Raw genomic sequence first — 16,205 nt, forward strand, 5'->3', positions numbered from 1 at the left:
ACATACAAGCAGGCGACCGGCAAGACTGCTACGCTCGGCAGGCCGGCAACAGACGGCCGGTTTGCCCAAAGGAGTACCATGCCCGCCCACCTAGCCTTCGTCGCACGCGCCGCCGGCGCCTTCCTGCTGACCCTTGTCCTTGCCTTCCCCGCTTTCGGCCAGGGCGCGGCGCCTCCCGTCGAAGCCTTCTTCGCCAACCCGCTGCTGGACGACGCCACGCTCTCGCCCAGCGGCCGCTATCTTGCCGCCATCTCGGGCGCGCCCGGCCGGCGCGACGTGCTGGTGGTGGTCGACCTGGTGGAAAACAAGGCGAAGGCGGTGGCCGCTTACTCGGAAGTCGACGTGCTCCAGTTCCAGTGGGTGAACGACGAGCGCCTGATCTACAACGTCAGCGACAAGCAGGTGGGGCCGGGCGGCTACCAGCTTGCCAGCGGCCTGTACGCCGTGAACCGCGACGGCGGCGGCATGCGCCAGCTGGCCAGTCGGCGCGGCGTGGAATTCGTCAGCGAAGGCGGTTCGCGCCTGGACCGCCGCATCCTGCCCTGGCACACCTTCATGCTGCCCCAGCGCGGTCCCCAGGACGCGAATACCGTCTACGTTACCAGCCCCGAGCTGGACGACTACAACGTGGTCCGCACCGTCAACCTGCTGCGGCTCGATACGGTGACCGGCCAGGTGCAGACCGTCCAGCGCCCGGGACCGGTCGACGAATGGCTGCTCGACAATGCCGGAGAACCGCGCCTCACCACGCGTTCCGAAGGCGGCAAGACCAGCATCCATTACCGCGACCCGGCGACCTCGAAATGGCGCCTGCTGGCGCAGTTCTCCACCTGGCAGGGCAGCCCGGGCGCCTTCACGCCGGTCGGCTTCGGCGCCGACGGCACGCTCTACGTGCGCGCCTACGAAGGCGAGGACACGGCCTCGCTGCACACGCTCGATCTGGCGACCGGGAAGGTCAACCCGAAACCGCTGGTGGTCACGCCCGGCTACGACTTCGACGGCGCCCTGGTCGACCGGCGCGGCAAGGTGCTGGGAGCGAGCGTCGAAACCGACGCTCCGGCCATCGTCTGGTTCGACAAGGAGATGCAGGCGGTCCAGCAAGGCATCGACAAGCTGCTGCCGGGCACCGTCAACCTGATCTCGGTCGCCTCGCGCGCCGACGCACCCTGGGTGCTGGTGCGCTCGTTTTCCGACGTGCGCCCCGTATCCTACAACCTGTACCAGCCATCCACCGGCAAGCTGAACCCGGTCGGCAGCAGTCTGGATGGAATCGACCCGGCGAAAATGGGACGCCAGGACCCGGTGCGCTACAAGGCGCGCGACGGGCGCGAGATCCCTGCTCTGCTCACCCTGCCGCCAGGAGGGGCCGCCAAGAACCTGCCGCTAGTGGTGCTGGTCCACGGCGGGCCCTTCGTGCGCGGCAACCACTGGGGCTGGGATCCGCAGACCCAGTTCCTGGCCTCGCGCGGCTACGCCGTGCTGGAGCCCGACTTCCGTGGCAGCACTGGTTACGGCATGGGCCACTACCGCGCCGGCTGGAAGCAGTGGGGCCTGGCGATGCAGGACGATATCGCCGACGGCGCCCGCTGGGCCATCGCCCAGGGCACTGCCGACCCTAAACGCATCTGCATCGCCGGCGCCAGCTACGGCGGCTACGCGGCCCTGATGGGACTGGTGAAGGACCCGAACCTGTACAAGTGCGCGATCAACTGGGCCGGCGTTACCGACATCAACCTGCTGTACGACGGCCACTGGAGCTTCGACTCCGACCTGGGCGAAGAATGGAAACTGCACGGCATGCCGGTGCTGGTGGGCGACCAGGTCAAGGACGCGGCCCAGCTCAAGGCCACCTCTCCGATCCACCAGGCGGCCAGGATCACCCAGCCGCTGCTGCTGGCCTACGGGGCGGTGGACCGGCGTGTGCCGCTTTACCATGGCAACCAGTTCCGCGACGCGGTGAGCAGGCACAACAAGCAGGTCGAATGGGTCGTGTATCAGGACGAAGGACACGGCTGGACGCGGCCGCAGAACCGCTTCGATTTCTGGAAGCGCGTGGAGAGCTTCCTGGGACGGCATATCGGCAGCAGCGCGGCACGCTAGCCCAACGGGGCAGGGCTGATGCGCCGCGCATAAAATGCGCGGCGCCGCGAACGTCCTGGTCAATACATATGCCGGAGCTGCTACGCTTGGGTCTTCGACTACCCTTGCCGCTAGGCCCCCCATGAGCCCTTTCTCCCTGTGCGCACGCGCACTGCTGGCCTTCGCCGCCCTTGCTTCGCTGTGCCTCGACGCGGCCGCTCAGGCGCCGCTCACGCCGATCGAGCGCTTCTTCTCGCCGCCGGCGCTCGATCGGGCGCGCCTGTCCCCGAAGGGACGCTACGTGGCCGCGATCTTCAGCACTCCCGGCCAGCGCGACATGTTGGCAGTGATCGATCTGCAGACCAACGCGGTCAGCCGGGCGGCATCCTATAAGGACGCCGACATCCTCGACTTCGCCTGGGTGAACGAAGAGCGGCTGCTGTTCAACGTCACCGACAAAAGCGTTGGTCCGGCCAGGCAGGATGCCGCCTACGGCCTGTACGCGGTCAACCGCGACGGCAGCGGGATGCGCCAGCTGGCCGAGCGCAGGGGTGAAGCGATGGGCATCGAATCGCACATCAAGAGCCGCACCCTGCCCTGGCACACCTTCATCATGTCGCAGCGGGGCACCGAGGATTCCGAGTACGTCTACGTCGAGAGCGTGACCTGGGACCTCAAGGACAAGTTCAAGTCGGTCGAACTGCTGCGCCTGAACACGCTGACCGGCCAGGCCAGCAGCGTCCAGCGCCCCGGCAACGTCACCGCTTGGCTGCTGGACAACGCGGGCGCGCCGCGGGTGGCGCTTACCTACGAGAAGGACACCAGCACAGTGCATTATCTCGACCCGGCCACCTCGATCTGGCGGCCGATCGCCTCCTACCATCGCTACAAGGGAGGGCGTGACGCGATCGAGCCGGTCGGCTTTGGCCCGGATGGCACCCTGTACGTCAGCGCTACGGGAGGCAAGGACACCATGGCCCTGCATACCTTCGACCTCCGTACCGGCAAGATCAGCCCGGAACCGGTGATCGAGACCCCCGGCTACGACTTCGACGGCGTACTGGTGAGCCGGCGCGGCAAGCTGCTGGGCGCCCAATTGACCACCGACGCGCGCGCCAACGTCTGGTTCGATCCAGAGATGACGGCGCTGCAGAAGAAGATCGATGCGCAGGCCCCGGGGACGGTCAACCTGGTCTCGGTTGCCGCCAGCCCGGACGCGCCCTGGGTGCTGGTGACCTCCTATTCCGACACCCATCCGATCAGCTACAACGTCTACAACCTGCGCGACGGCAGCCTGAAACGCCTGATGGAACGCCGTCCGGGCATCGATCCGAAGCGCATGGCGCGCCAGGAGCCGGTGCGCTACAAGGCGCGCGACGGACGCGAGATCCCGGGCCTGCTGACGACACCGCCGGGAGGCGGCAAGAACCTGCCGCTAGTGGTGCTGGTACACGGCGGGCCTTATGTGCGCGGCAACCGCTGGGGCTGGGACCCGGACAACCAGTTCCTGGCCTCGCGCGGCTACGCGGTGCTGGAGCCGGAATTCCGCGGCAGCACCGGCTTCGGCCATACGCACTTCGCGGCCGGCCTCAAGCAGTGGGGACGGGCCATGCAGGACGACCTGGCCGACGGCGCACGTTGGGCCATCGCCCAGGGCATCGCCGACCCGAAAAGAATCTGCATCGCTGGGGCCAGCTATGGCGGCTACGCGGCCCTGATGGGCCTGGCGAAGGATCCCGAACTGTTCCGCTGCGGCGTAAGCTGGGCCGGCCTCACAGACCTCAACCTGCTTTACAACGGCCAGTGGGCATTCAGCGACCTGTCGGAAGACTACAAGGCCTACGGCATGCCGGACCTGATCGGCGACCCGGTCAAGGAGGCAGAACTGCTCAAGGCGAACTCCCCCATCACCCACGCGGCCCGGATCACGCAGCCGCTCCTGATGGCCTATGGCGCGGCCGACCGCCGCGTGCCGCTGCTCCACGGCCGCAGCTTCCGCGATGCGGTATCGGGCCACAACAAGCAGCTCGAGTGGGTGGTGTACCAGGACGAGGAACACGGCTGGTCGCAGGCGGCCACAAAGATCGATTTCTGGGGCCGGGTCGAGAAGTTCCTGGCGAAGCAGCTGGGCGGGGCGGCCGCGCCATAGCCGGCGCCGAAACAGAACGGGCGCTTGGTGAAGCACCAAGCGCCCGTTGTCATGTCAATCGCAGGTTACTTACTGCACGACGGTCTGCGCCTGGCCTTCTTCGCGCGCGCGGATCTCGCCGATGCGGTACACGGTCTCGCCGGCCGCCTGCAGCTGGGCCATGGCGGCGTCCGCGTTCTCTTTCGAGACGATCACGGTCATGCCGATGCCGCAGTTGAACACGCGATGCATCTCCGCATCCGCCACGCCGCCATGCTGCTGCAGCCACTGGAACAGCGGCGGCAGGGTCCACGATTTCGCATCCAGCACGGCGGTCAGATTGTCGGCCAGCACGCGCGGGATGTTCTCGACCAGGCCGCCGCCGGTGATGTGCACCATGCCCTTCACTTCCATCGACTGCATGAGCGCGAGCAGCGGCTTGACGTAGATGCGGGTCGGGGCCATCAGCACGTCGGCCAGCTTGCGGCCGTGGAAATCGGCTTCCAGGTCGGGCTTGGCGACCGAAATGATCTTGCGCACCAGCGAGTAGCCGTTGGAGTGGATGCCCGACGAGGCCAGGCCCAGCACCACGTCGCCCGGGACGATCTTGCTACCATCGATGATCTGCGACTTTTCCACCGCGCCGACGGCGAAGCCGGCCAGGTCGTATTCGCCGTCCGGGTACATGCCCGGCATCTCGGCGGTCTCGCCGCCCAGCAGGGCGCAGCCGGACTGCTCGCAGCCCTGGGCGATGCCGGCGACCACGCTGGTGGCGGTGGCCACGTCCAGCTTGCCGCATGCGAAGTAATCGAGGAAGAACAGCGGCTCGGCACCCTGCACCAGGATGTCGTTCACGCTCATGGCGACCAGGTCGATGCCGACCGTGTCGTGGCGGTTCAGTTCAAAGGCGAGCTTGAGCTTGGTGCCGACGCCGTCGGTACCCGAGACCAGGACCGGCTCCTTGAACTTCTTGCTGATCTCGAACAGGCCGCCAAAACCGCCGATGCCACCGAGGACGCCTTCGCGCATGGTGCGCTTGGCAAGGGGCTTGATCGCTTCGACCAGGGCATCGCCCGCGTCGATGTCGACGCCGGCGTCACGGTAGGAGAGGGAAACATTAGATGGTTGGCTCATGGTATTTGGCAGCGGAGGCGGTAAAATAGAAGGCGGCAGACCCAAACCTGGTCAATCCGCTATTTTAGCAAAACAGCCCCGCCCAACCGCATTTCCGGTCTTTTTGGCCTGATTTGCTTGGCAAAAACGCAAAGATAACAAGAACACGCATGCCATTCTTCCTCACTCCGGAGCAAAAACAATCCGCATTCTGGTTGGCGCTCTGGCTGGCGGTGGCGCTTCTGCTGTACACCCTGGGGCCGATCCTGTCGCCCTTCATCGCGGCCGCGATCCTGGCCTACATGCTGGGCGGCGCAGTCGACCGGCTGGCGCGGGTGCGCCTGGGCAAGCGCAGGATGCCGCGCGTGGTGGCGGTGTCGGTCGTGCTGGCCGCCTTCTCTACCTGCGTCGTGGCCCTGTTCCTGACCGTGGTGCCGGTGCTGCGCGCCGAGATCCCCCTGCTGCAGGCCAAGATTCCCGCCTTCTTCACCTGGCTCGACACCTTTGTCTCGCCCTGGCTGGCCGGCTACGGCATTAACGTGAAACTCGACAGCGCCGGCCTGCGCGAACTGCTGCAGCAGCAGGTGGCGGCCGGCGGCGACGACCTCTGGACCTCGGTACTGGCCAAGGTGCGCGTCGGCGGTAGCGCCGTGCTGGGCTGGATCGCGACGCTCACCCTGGTGCCGGTGGTGCTGTTCTACCTGCTGCTCGACTGGCACCAGCTGCTCGCGCGCATCGAAGGCGCGATCCCGCGCCGCTGGGCGCCCCAGGTAAGCGGCATGGCGGCGGAAGCGGACGGCCTGCTGGCCCAGTACCTGCGCGGCCAGCTGCTGGTGATGATCGTGCTGGCGGTGTACTACTCGGCGGCGCTGGCCATGGTCGGGCTGGACGTGGCGCTGCCGGTGGGCGTACTCACCGGCCTGCTCGGCTTCGTCCCCTACCTCGGCTTTGGCCTGGGCATGCTGCTGGCCCTGGTGGCGGCGCTGCTGCAGTTCCCGGGTTGGGTGGCGCTGGCCTGGGTGGTGGCGATCTACACGCTGGGCCAGCTGATCGAAAGCTTCATCCTGACGCCGCGCCTGGTGGGCGAACGCATCGGCCTGCACCCGCTGGCCGTGATTTTCGCCCTGATGGCCTTCGGCGAGCTGTTCGGCTTTGCCGGCGTGCTGCTGGCGCTGCCCGCCTCGGCGGTGCTGATGGTCGGTTTCCGCCATGTGCGTGCCCACTATTTGCGCAGCAGCTTTTATAATGCCGAACGCACATGACCTATCCCGAATGAGACCGACGACGCCATGAAGCAGCTGGTGCTCGATTTAGGCGCCGAGCCGGCGCACAGCCTCGACACCTTCCAGGTGGGCGAGAATGCCGAACTGGCGCACCTGATGCACCAGTTCGCGCAGCGTGCTTCGCGCGAGCATTTCGCCTACCTGTGGGGCGACACCGGCGCCGGCAAGACCCACCTGCTGCAGGCGCTGGCGGCCAGTCCGGCCTCGCGTTATATCCCGTTCGACGCCCCGGCGGACCAGTTCGTCCACACCGAGGACGTGACGCTGTATCTGCTCGACGACTGCGACCGCCTGTCGCCGCAGCGCCAGATCGACGCCTTTGCCCTGTTCAACCAGATCCGCGAACACGGTGCCTACATGGTCAGCACCGGTCCGGTGCCGCCGGGCGTGCTGGGGGTGCGCGAAGACCTGCGCACACGCATGGGCTGGGGCCTGGTGTACCAGATCAAGGGCCTGTCCGACGACGAGAAGATCGCGGCGCTGACCCAGGCCGCGGAAGCGCGCGGTTTGACGCTCTCGGCCAGCGTGTTACCCTATTTGTTGTCTCACTTCAAGCGCGACATGCGGTCGCTGGCGACGATGCTGGACGCGCTCGACCAGTATTCGCTCGAGACCCAGCGCCCGGTCACCCTGCCCCTGCTGCGTGACTTGTTGCTGCAAGAAAACCAGCAGTCGGAAACCAAAGAATGAAAAACCTTGCGCTGTTCGACCTCGACCACACCCTGCTGCCGATCGATTCGGATTACGAGTGGGGCGAGTTCCTGGTCCGCATAGGCGCCGTGGACGAAACCGCCTTCCGCCGCCGTAACGACGAGTTCTTCGCCCAGTACCAGGCGGGCGTGCTCGACCCGGTCGAGTACCTCGAGTTCGCCCTCGGCACGCTGGCGCGCTTCCCGCGCGCCGAGCTGGACGCCATCTACGACCGCTACATGCGCGAGGTCATCGAACCCGCGATCCGGCCGCAGGCGCTGGCGCTGGTACGCCGGCACCAGGAGGCCGGCGACCTGGTGGCCATCATCACCGCCACCAACTACCACATCACGGCGCCGATCGCGGCGCGCTTCGGCGTCGAGCACCACATCGGCGCCATGCCGGAATACGATGCGCAGGGCAACCTGACCGGAAAACTGGTCGGCACCCCGACTTCGGGCCCGGGCAAGATCACGCACATGCACGCCTGGCTCGAGCGCCTCGGCCACACCTTCGAATCGTTCGAGCGCTGCCACTTCTACAGCGACTCGCACAATGACCTGCCGCTGCTGTCCATCGTCAGCCATCCGGTCGCCACCAACCCGAGCGCCAGGCTCGCCGCCCACGCGCAGGCGCAGGGTTGGCCAACTATCCATCTCTTCAATGATTAAGAAATTCATCCGCAAGATCCTCGGCGTGAAAGACGACGGCCGCGACCCGACCCAACCCGTCATCCTGGGTCCGGACGAGCACAAGATCGACCCGCGCAACGTGTCCCGCAATGCGATCACGGTCACCCAGACCCTGCAGGAAGCCGGCTTCAAGGCCTTTGTCGTCGGCGGCGCCGTGCGCGACCTGCTGCTGGGTGTGAAGCCCAAGGACTTCGACATCGCCACCGACGCCACGCCCGAGCAGGTCAAGCGCCTGTTCCGCCGCGCCTTCATCATCGGGCGCCGCTTCCAGATCGTGCACGTGATGTTCGGCCAGGACCTGCTGGAAGTGACCACCTTCCGCGGCAACGGCAGCGACAATGCGCCGAAGGATGAACACGGCCGCGTCCTGCGCGACAACAACTTCGGCCCGCAGCACGAGGATGCGGCGCGGCGCGACTTCACCATCAATGCGATGTACTACGATCCGGCCACCCAGACGGTGCTGGACTACCACGGCGGCATCGAGGACATCCGCGCCAAGCTACTGCGCATCATCGGCGTGCCGGAAGCGCGTTATCGCGAAGACCCGGTGCGCATGCTGCGCGTGGTGCGCTTCGCCGCGAAGCTCGGCTTCACCATCGAGCCGAGCACGCGCGCCCCGATTCCCGTCATGGCGCCCCTGATCGACAACGTGCCGGCGGCGCGCGTGTTCGACGAGATGCTCAAGCTCCTGCTGTCGGGCCACGCGCTGGCCTGCCTGAAAGAGCTGCGCTCGGCCGGCCTGCACCACGGCCTGCTGCCGCTCCTGGACGTAGTGCTGGAGCAGCCGATCGGCATGAAGTTCGTCACCCTCGCCCTGGAATCGACCGATGGCCGGGTCAAGGCCGGCAAGGGCGTTTCGCCCGGCTTCCTGTTCGCTTCGCTGCTGTGGCACCAGGTGCTGGAAAAGTGGAACGCCTACCGCGCCGCCGGCGAAGCGCCGATTCCCGCCCTGCACCTGGCGGCCGACGACGTGCTGGAAACCCAGACCGAGAACCTGGCCCTGCAGCGCCGCATCGCCACCGACATGCGCGACATCTGGGCCATGCAGCCGCGCTTCGAGCGCCGCACCGGCAAGGCCCCTTACAAACTGCTCGAACACCCGCGCTTCCGCGCCGGCTACGACTTCCTGCTGCTGCGCTGCGAATCGGGCGAGCTGCCGGGCGAGATCGGCGAATGGTGGACCGCGTTCTATGCGGCCGAAGGCGGCGAGCGCGAAGCCCTGCTGGCGGCGGCGAATGCGCGTCCGCGCAACGGCGAAGTGGGCACAGGGCAGAAGCGCAAGCGGCCGCCGCGCCGCGGCCCGCGCCGTTCGGGCGGCGAAGGCGCCGCACCGCAGGCCCAGGGCGGCGGCGAGGAATGATCGCCTACGTCGGCATCGGCGCCAACCTGGGCGACGCGCAGGCCAACGTGCTCGACGCGCTGCGCCGGCTCGCACTGCTGGACGGCACCACCGTGATCGAAACCTCGGGCCTGTACCGCACGATGCCGGTCGACTCGACCGGCCCGGACTACATCAATGCGGTGGCCTGCATCGACACCAGTTTCGATCCCTACGAACTCCTGGGTGCGCTGCAGGACATCGAACAGGCGCATGGCCGCGAGCGCCCCTACCGCAACGCGCCGCGCACCCTCGACCTCGACCTGCTGCTGTACGGCGACCAGCAGATTGCGAGCGAGACCCTGACGGTGCCCCATCCGCGCATGCACGAGCGCGGCTTCGTGCTGGCCCCGCTGGCCGAGATCGCGCCGGATCTGGCGATCCCGGGCCTCGGCCCGATCCACGACTACCTGCCGCTGGTCGCCAGCCAGGCGGTCCGCAAGGTGTTCTGACATGGGCCTGCCCGTCTGGTTCCAGACCGCCGGCCTGCTGGTGCTGTCGAACATCTTCATGACCTTCGCCTGGTACGGCCACCTGAAGAGCCTCAACAACCGCGCCTGGTACATCGCGGCCCTGATCAGCTGGGGCATCGCCCTGTTCGAATACCTGCTGCAGGTGCCGGCCAATCGCATCGGCCACACCCAATTCAGCCTCGCCCAGCTGAAGATCATGCAGGAAGCGATCACGCTCAGCGTGTTCGTGCCCTTCGCCATGCTCTACATGAACGAGCCTTTCAAGCTCGACTACGTGTGGGCGGCGCTGTGCCTGGTCGGAGCGGTGTACTTTATCTTCCGTTCCTGACGCTGCAGGTTTGCGCGCGCCGGATTACACTACGCGTTTTCCGAACGATCGTTTTAAAGGATTCCCATGAGCGCTTATCTGCAGGGCCAGGACCCAGCCGCCAACGACGCACCGAAACCGGTGCGCAAGGCCGTGACCGCGCCCTCGCTGCTGGCCATGCGCGAGGCAGGCGACAAGATCACCATGCTGACCGCCTACGACGCCAGCTTCGCCTCGCTGATGGACCGCTGCGGCGTGGAAGTGCTGCTGATCGGCGATTCGCTGGGCATGGTCTGCGCCGGCTACGACTCGACCCTGCCGGTGACGGTGCCGGATGTGGCCTACCACACGGCCTCGGTCGCGCGCGGCAACAAGCTTGCGCTTGTCCTGGCCGACATGCCCTTCGGCAGCTACACCACCCCGGTCGAGGCCTACAACAATGCCGTGACCCTGATGCGCGCCGGCGCGCAGATGGTCAAGATCGAAGGCGGCGCCTGGCTGGCCGAGACCGTGCGCTTCCTGGTCGAGCGCGGCATCCCGGTGTGCGCCCACATCGGCCTGACCCCGCAGTTCGTGCACGCCTTCGGCGGCTTCAAGGTGCAGGGCAAGACCGACGCCGCGGCCGAGCAGTTGAAAGCCGACGCCCTGGCGCTGCAGGCGGCCGGCGCATCGCTGGTCGTGCTGGAGGCGATTCCCGCAGGTCTCGGCAAGGAAGTCACCGAACTGCTCACCATCCCGACCATCGGCATCGGCGCCGGGCCGGACTGCTCCGGCCAGGTGCTGGTGATGCACGACCTGCTGGGCGTGTTCCCGGGCCGCAAGGCTCGCTTCGTGCGCAACTTCATGGAAGGCCAGACCAGCATCGACAACGCGGTCAAGGCCTACGTGGCGGCGGTGAAGGACGGCAGCTTCCCGGCGCCGGAACACTGCTTCTGAGGACGAAGCCATGAACGGGCAAGCCGATACTACCCGCCTGTTCCTGGCTCTCTGGCCCGATCCCCCGCTGCGCCATCTCCTGACGGAGTGGCGCAATGCCTGGGGGTGGGCAAAGGGCGCAGCTCCCGTCCACAGCGACAAGCTACACGTCACCCTGCACTTCCTCGGCGCCCTGCCGAGCGAGCGGCTGCCCGAGCTGCTCGACGGTTTCGCCGTGCCCTTCGAAGCCTTTCGCCTCGACCTGACGCGCGCGGCCCTGTGGCACAACGGGATCGCGGTGCTGGAGCCGGATCTCACGCCACCCGGCCTGGCCGCCCTGCACGCGCGCCTGGCAGAGGCCCTGGTGAACCTTGGCCTGCAGCCGGAAGCGCGCCGCTATCGCCCGCACGTGACGATGGCGCGCCGTGCTACCGGCTCCACCATCCCCCTGGACGGTCCGCCGGTGCTGTGGGACGTGCGCGGCTATGCGCTGGTGGAATCGAAGAACGGCGTCTATACCGTCCTGCGCGAATACGCCTGACGTAAGCAGACCGCCTACGCGGCCAATCCTTTTTGCAGCAACTCGGCGACCAGTTCGTTCAGCTCGACGCCGCGTTCCTTGCTCAGTGCCTGCAGCTGCTTGACCAGGTCGCCGTTGAGCTTGACCGCGAACGGCACCAGTCCGAGCGCGCGGTCGCGGTCGCGCTGTTCGCGGCGATCCAACGTGGCGCCCTTGGCTGCCGCGCCAAAGCCCGCGTTCTGCGCACCCATCTGGTTCTTCAGTTTTTCGGCGTCTTTCTTTGCCAGGTCAGTTCGTTTCATCTTGTGCCTCTAAGTTGTAGAAGCGGATTTTACCTGCTAGGGCGCCCTTCCGACGGCCTGTGTTTCATGCTTGCGATAAGCGGGACTGATGCGCGCATGCTCGACCGCGTCCCACAGGCGCGCCGCCAACTGCGGGTTCTTTGCCGCGAAGGCATGCGACAGTACCAGGTAATAGGCCTGCTCTAACAGCGGCACCGGCAGCACCTCGAGGCGGTCCGCGTAGCTGCTGCGCATCAGCTGCGCAGTCGTGCGGCCGCCCAGCGCGGCGCCGGCCAGGCGTCCGGCCACCAGCTTCTGGGCCAGTTCGTCAGCGCGCTGGCTGCCCTCGTCGATCGCCACGCCGTGCGCACGCAGGAAGTCGCCGACCGAGTAGCCGAGCTGGAAGCCGATGCGGCCGTCCAGGTTGTGGAACTTCTTGCCGTCCCAGTCGAGGCGGCTGCCGCGCGGACGCACCAGCACATAGGAATCCATGTGCATGCGCTTGGAGGTGTCGGCATGCGGGTTGTCGACGCCGGCGACGACGCCCGGATAAGCGCCGAGCACCATGCGGTCGCGCTTGAAGCTGACCGAAAAGGCGCCGTCGACCTGGTTGGCCTTGAGCTGTTCCAGGCAGCGCTTCCAGGGCATGCTCTGGTAGTCGAAACTGACGCCGGTACGCCGCGCGACGTCGGCCAGCAGCTCGAAATTCAGGCCATCGAAATTCAGGGTGCGCCATGGGCGGACTTCCTGGCGCTCGAAGCACAGGGTGACGCGTTCGCCGGGCGCAGCCTGCGCCGGGGCGCAGCAGACAGCAAGCAGCAGGAGAAGAACGCGGCGCATACGGTGGAGGCAAGCTTGATCGGACAACGCAAGTATGCCACCAGAAGTTTCCAAGCAACATGCAATTCGGATAAGCGGCGTGAAAACAACGCGCCCGGGCGTCACCGGCTGGCCAGCACCTCGCCCAGCGACCTGGCCTGCGGTGCATAGGCCTGCATACCCACGCCTGCGCCGGCGACCAGCAGCGTGGTCAGCACAAAAGGAAGCAGGGTGCGCTTCAGGGCGGCGAACATCCAGTGGCGCGGGTCGAGGCCGCGCAGGCGCCGGTACAGGCCGGCGGCCAGCAGGAAGTCCACCAGGATCTCGGCGAACAGGATCGGCGCCGACCAGATCACGAACAGGGAAGACAGCGCCAGGCCCAGGGCCAGCAGGATGACGGCCAGCGGGATCGCCGCTTCCTCCGCCTGTGCGATGGTCTCGAAGGGCTTGTCGACGATGGCGCCGACGCTGCTGTCGTCGCTGTCGAAATTGGCGCTGGCGCCACCGCCGTCGAAGGTCCCGCCACCGCCGGCGAAATCCGCAGCCGGCCCGCAGCCACCGCCACCGCTATCTGACGGCATCGGCACGAGATCGAGATAATCCGCCGCGCTGGTGCGCAGCCACAGCCAGAGCAGCAGCAGGAAAGCGATGTAGGCCACGCCCATGGCCAGCAGGTAGCGCAGCGCCATCGTGTCGATGCCGGCGTGGAGCATGCCCACCGACGCCCCGAAACCCGCCAGTCCGGTCAGCGACACCAGGATGAACATCTGGACACGCGGGAAACTTTCGCGCATCAGGCGGGCGCGCATGCTGCGCACGGCGTGCTCGCGCACCAGTGGGCGCAACAGACGGGTGCGCAGGTTGGGATTGCTCATCGTGGGCCTTTCGCAAGCAGCTCGACGGTAGCGATCTTCGCACACCGCATGCGGCGCGCACAGCCCCCTCAGTCGGCGACCTGGCGCTTGATGATCCCGGCGCTCAGCGCGATCACGAGCCCCGACAGCGACAGCATGCCCAGCGCCACCATGACGCTGGCCTGCGATGCGATATAGCCCAGCACGGGCGGCGCCAGCAGCAGGCCGCCGTAACCCAGGGTCGCCACCGCCGCCACGCCCGCCCCCGCGCTCATGCCGGGAATGCGCGAGGCCGCGCCGAACAGCAGCGGCACCACATTGGCCGCGCCGATACCGATCAGGCAGAAGCCCACGGCCGACAGCAGGAAGTGGGTGCTCAGCACCGCCGTGGCCAGGCCCGCGAACATGGCCAGCCCGCCCAGCACCATCACGCGCAGCGCGCCGAAGCGCCCGATCAGGCGGTCGCCGGCGAAGCGGCAGGCCGCCATCGCGATCGAGAAGGCCGAATAGGCCAGCGCCGCCCTGGCCGGCTCGGCGCCGGTGCGCTCCTGCATCAGGAGTGCGCTCCAGTCGACCAGTGCGCCTTCCACCGCGAAGCACAGCAGGGCCAGCAGGCCCAGGCTCACCGCCGCGCCGCGCGGCAGCTGGAAGTGGCTGCCCGCTTCATGACTCGGGGCGAAGGCCATCACGCGCGGCGCCGCCAGCGCCAGCACGATCGCGGTCAGGATCGCCATCGCCAGCGCGCCCTGCCCGTCGCCCCAGCCCTGCTTGAGGATCACGCCGCCCAGCGCCGCGCCGATCAATCCGCCCAGGCTGAAAAAGCCGTGGAAGGACGACATGGTCGGCACGCCGCGCGCGGTCTCGACTTCGCTGGCGTTGGCGTTCATCGCCACGTCCAGCGCACCGTTGGTGACGCCGAAGGCGAACGCCGCCGCGAACAGCAGCGGCAGTGCGTCGACGTTCATGATCAGCGCCAGCATCGGGGTGAAGGCGAAGCCGGACCACAGGGTCATGCGGCGCGTGCCCCAGCGCGCAGTGAAGCCGCCCATCAGCGGCATCGCCAGCAGGGCGCCGGCGGCGATGGTGAGCAGGACCATGCTGAGGGTCGCGGTGTCGATGCCGGCGCGCGCCTGCACCACCGGCACGTGTGCGGCCCACAGGCCGATGCCGGCGCCGTTGAGCAGGAAGACGGTCGAGATCGACCAGCGTGCGGCCGCGAGGGAGGAGGTGTGCGTGGTGGTCATGTGCGGGCCTTTGCGGCAATGCGCAGGTCGAGCGCCGGGTGCGCGTCGCGCAGGCCGGCGATGGTATCGAGGGGGGCGTCGGCTTCGAGCACCAGGTGGTCGAGTTCAGCCAGGCGGGCAAATGCGAAGGGCGCGCTGCCGTCCAGGCGCTCGTTCAGGACCGCGGCCGCGCGCCGGGTGCTGCCTGTCACCATGGCGGCTTTGATGGTCGCTTCTTCGGCGTCGGATGCGGCCAGCCCGCGTTTGGCGTCGAGCGCGCAGACGCCGACGATGCACAGGTCGGCGCGCAGCTGCTGCAGCTCGGCCAGGGTCCAGGCGCCCAGCACGGCCCCGGTAGCAGCGTGATAGGTCCCGCCCAGCAGCACGATCCGGGTGCGGCGAAAGTCGCCCAGGGCCAGCGCCACCTGCGGGCTGTTGGTGACGACGGTGGCGGCATGGCCGTCTTCCAGCAGGCGCGCCACCGCCAGGTTGGTCGAGCCGGCGTCGATCAGCACCGTGTCGCCCGGACGGATGCAGTCGCGCAGGCCGTGGGCCAGCGCGGCCTTGCGCACCACGTCGCGTTCCAGGCGCTCGCCGAAGCTGGCTTCGCGCGTGCGCCGCACCGCGCCGCCGTGCACGCGGCGCAGCAGGCCGGCGGCGTCGAGGTCGCGCAGGTCGCGCCGGATGGTGTCTTCGGAGGTGTCGAGGCGCTGGGCCAGTTCGGCCGCCAGCACCCGCCCTTCGCGCTCGACGGCATCGAGGATCGATTGACGCCGTTCTTCTGCAAGCTGCATGTTTTCTCCTGATGAATCCGCCTGATTCTACACAAGTACGCAAAAACATGCAGATCAACGCATAAAAACGCACATTCTGGCATTGCAGATGCTGTCGTGCATACAACAACTAACCACTAAGAACGTATCGCCCCTCACAAGAAGTTGTTACACTTCATAAACTTAAGTAAGAGAAACATCATGGACAAGTCCGCTTCCATTCTCATCGTCGACGACTACCTCCTGATCCGCACCCACGTGCGCCAGGTGCTGGCCGAGCTCGGTTTCCTGAACGTGTTCCAGGCCGATAACGGCAAGACCGCCCAGGACCTCATGCGCAAGCAGCAGATCGACATCGTGGTGGGCGACTGGGGCATGCCGGTGATGAGCGGGATCGACCTGCTCAAGTGGATGCGCACCGATCACCGGTATGCGAACACGCCGTTCATGATGCTCACCGCGGAAGCCAATCCGCAATCGGTGCGCACCGCGCTGCAGGCCGGCGTCAACGCCTACATGATCAAACCCTTCACGGTGCACAGCTTCGCCTGCAAGTTCATGAGCATGCTGGGCGTGCAGCTGGAGACCGCCCCGAGCCCGTTCGCGCGCCAGAACCCGCCGGCGCCGGTGCCGAAGCCACCTGCGCCGACCGCGGCCCCCGCCCCTGTGCCGCC

17 protein-coding genes are annotated in these 16,205 nt (G+C 67.3%); 11 read left to right on the forward strand and 6 right to left on the reverse strand.

Annotated features, from left to right (window positions below):
• Positions 1–78 precede the first annotated feature (78 nt).
• Complete coding sequence (locus LK542_RS15085; RefSeq protein WP_227812517.1) at positions 79–2,100, forward strand: S9 family peptidase; 2,022 nt, start codon at positions 79–81, stop codon at positions 2,098–2,100.
• A gap of 121 nt (positions 2,101–2,221) precedes the next feature.
• A complete protein-coding gene (locus LK542_RS15090; RefSeq protein WP_227812518.1) occupies positions 2,222–4,228 on the forward strand; it encodes an alpha/beta fold hydrolase in 2,007 nt (668 codons plus the stop codon).
• A 69-nt stretch (positions 4,229–4,297) separates the two neighbouring features.
• On the opposite strand, the gene purM is transcribed toward LK542_RS15090, so the two are convergent.
• Positions 4,298–5,341 (reverse strand): phosphoribosylformylglycinamidine cyclo-ligase, encoded by a 1,044-nt coding sequence (purM, locus tag LK542_RS15095; protein WP_227801972.1) that lies wholly within the window; start codon positions 5,339–5,341, stop codon positions 4,298–4,300.
• 149 nt (positions 5,342–5,490) lie between these two features.
• Between purM and LK542_RS15100 the strand changes: the two genes are divergently transcribed.
• The 8 genes from LK542_RS15100 to thpR all read left to right on the forward strand — a co-directional run bounded on the left by LK542_RS15100 (position 5,491) and on the right by thpR (position 11,602).
• Entirely contained in the window at positions 5,491–6,582 is a 1,092-nt protein-coding gene (locus tag LK542_RS15100) for an AI-2E family transporter (RefSeq protein ID WP_227801974.1), read from the forward strand.
• A gap of 27 nt (positions 6,583–6,609) precedes the next feature.
• Positions 6,610–7,293, forward strand: coding sequence for a DnaA regulatory inactivator Hda (gene hda / locus LK542_RS15105; RefSeq protein ID WP_227812519.1), 684 nt, complete (start codon positions 6,610–6,612; stop codon positions 7,291–7,293).
• Entirely contained in the window at positions 7,290–7,964 is a 675-nt protein-coding gene (locus tag LK542_RS15110) for an HAD family phosphatase (RefSeq protein ID WP_227801976.1), read from the forward strand. Before hda ends, LK542_RS15110 begins: the two co-directional genes overlap by 4 nt.
• Entirely contained in the window at positions 7,957–9,348 is a 1,392-nt protein-coding gene (gene pcnB, locus LK542_RS15115) for a polynucleotide adenylyltransferase PcnB (RefSeq protein WP_227812520.1), read from the forward strand. The genes LK542_RS15110 and pcnB overlap by 8 nt, the downstream gene beginning before the upstream one ends.
• Positions 9,345–9,818, forward strand: coding sequence for a 2-amino-4-hydroxy-6-hydroxymethyldihydropteridine diphosphokinase (folK, locus tag LK542_RS15120; protein ID WP_227801978.1), 474 nt, complete (start codon positions 9,345–9,347; stop codon positions 9,816–9,818). The genes pcnB and folK overlap by 4 nt, the downstream gene beginning before the upstream one ends.
• A gap of 1 nt (position 9,819) precedes the next feature.
• A complete protein-coding gene (locus LK542_RS15125; RefSeq protein WP_227801979.1) occupies positions 9,820–10,167 on the forward strand; it encodes a DMT family protein in 348 nt (115 codons plus the stop codon).
• 66 nt (positions 10,168–10,233) lie between these two features.
• Complete coding sequence (gene panB / locus LK542_RS15130) at positions 10,234–11,082, forward strand: 3-methyl-2-oxobutanoate hydroxymethyltransferase (protein WP_227812521.1); 849 nt, start codon at positions 10,234–10,236, stop codon at positions 11,080–11,082.
• Positions 11,083–11,092: 10 nt separating this feature from the next.
• On the forward strand, positions 11,093–11,602 hold the full coding sequence (gene thpR / locus LK542_RS15135) for an RNA 2',3'-cyclic phosphodiesterase (protein ID WP_227812522.1): 510 nt from the start codon (positions 11,093–11,095) through the stop codon (positions 11,600–11,602).
• 14 nt (positions 11,603–11,616) lie between these two features.
• Here the strand turns inward: thpR and LK542_RS15140 are convergent, their stop codons facing one another.
• The 5 genes from LK542_RS15140 to LK542_RS15160 all read right to left on the reverse strand — a co-directional run bounded on the left by LK542_RS15140 (position 11,617) and on the right by LK542_RS15160 (position 15,552).
• Positions 11,617–11,883, reverse strand: coding sequence for a hypothetical protein (locus tag LK542_RS15140; RefSeq protein ID WP_227812523.1), 267 nt, complete (start codon positions 11,881–11,883; stop codon positions 11,617–11,619).
• 36 nt (positions 11,884–11,919) lie between these two features.
• On the reverse strand, positions 11,920–12,702 hold the full coding sequence (locus LK542_RS15145; RefSeq protein WP_227812524.1) for an ABC transporter substrate-binding protein: 783 nt from the start codon (positions 12,700–12,702) through the stop codon (positions 11,920–11,922).
• Positions 12,703–12,803: 101 nt separating this feature from the next.
• Complete coding sequence (locus LK542_RS15150; protein ID WP_227812525.1) at positions 12,804–13,556, reverse strand: hypothetical protein; 753 nt, start codon at positions 13,554–13,556, stop codon at positions 12,804–12,806.
• Between the two features lie 68 nt (positions 13,557–13,624).
• Positions 13,625–14,779, reverse strand: a complete 1,155-nt coding sequence (locus LK542_RS15155; protein WP_227812526.1) for an MFS transporter — start codon at positions 14,777–14,779, stop codon at positions 13,625–13,627.
• Positions 14,776–15,552: a DeoR/GlpR family DNA-binding transcription regulator gene (locus tag LK542_RS15160; RefSeq protein ID WP_227801990.1), complete on the reverse strand. Its 777-nt coding sequence runs from the start codon at positions 15,550–15,552 to the stop codon at positions 14,776–14,778. Before LK542_RS15160 ends, LK542_RS15155 begins: the two co-directional genes overlap by 4 nt.
• A 180-nt stretch (positions 15,553–15,732) precedes the next feature.
• Between LK542_RS15160 and LK542_RS15165 the strand changes: the two genes are divergently transcribed.
• On the forward strand, positions 15,733–16,205 hold a 473-nt coding region (locus LK542_RS15165), incomplete at its 3' end, for a response regulator (protein ID WP_227812527.1).

This window comes from Massilia sp. IC2-477, assembly GCF_020707265.1.
In the GTDB taxonomy this organism is placed as follows: Bacteria; Pseudomonadota; Gammaproteobacteria; order Burkholderiales; family Burkholderiaceae_D; genus Telluria.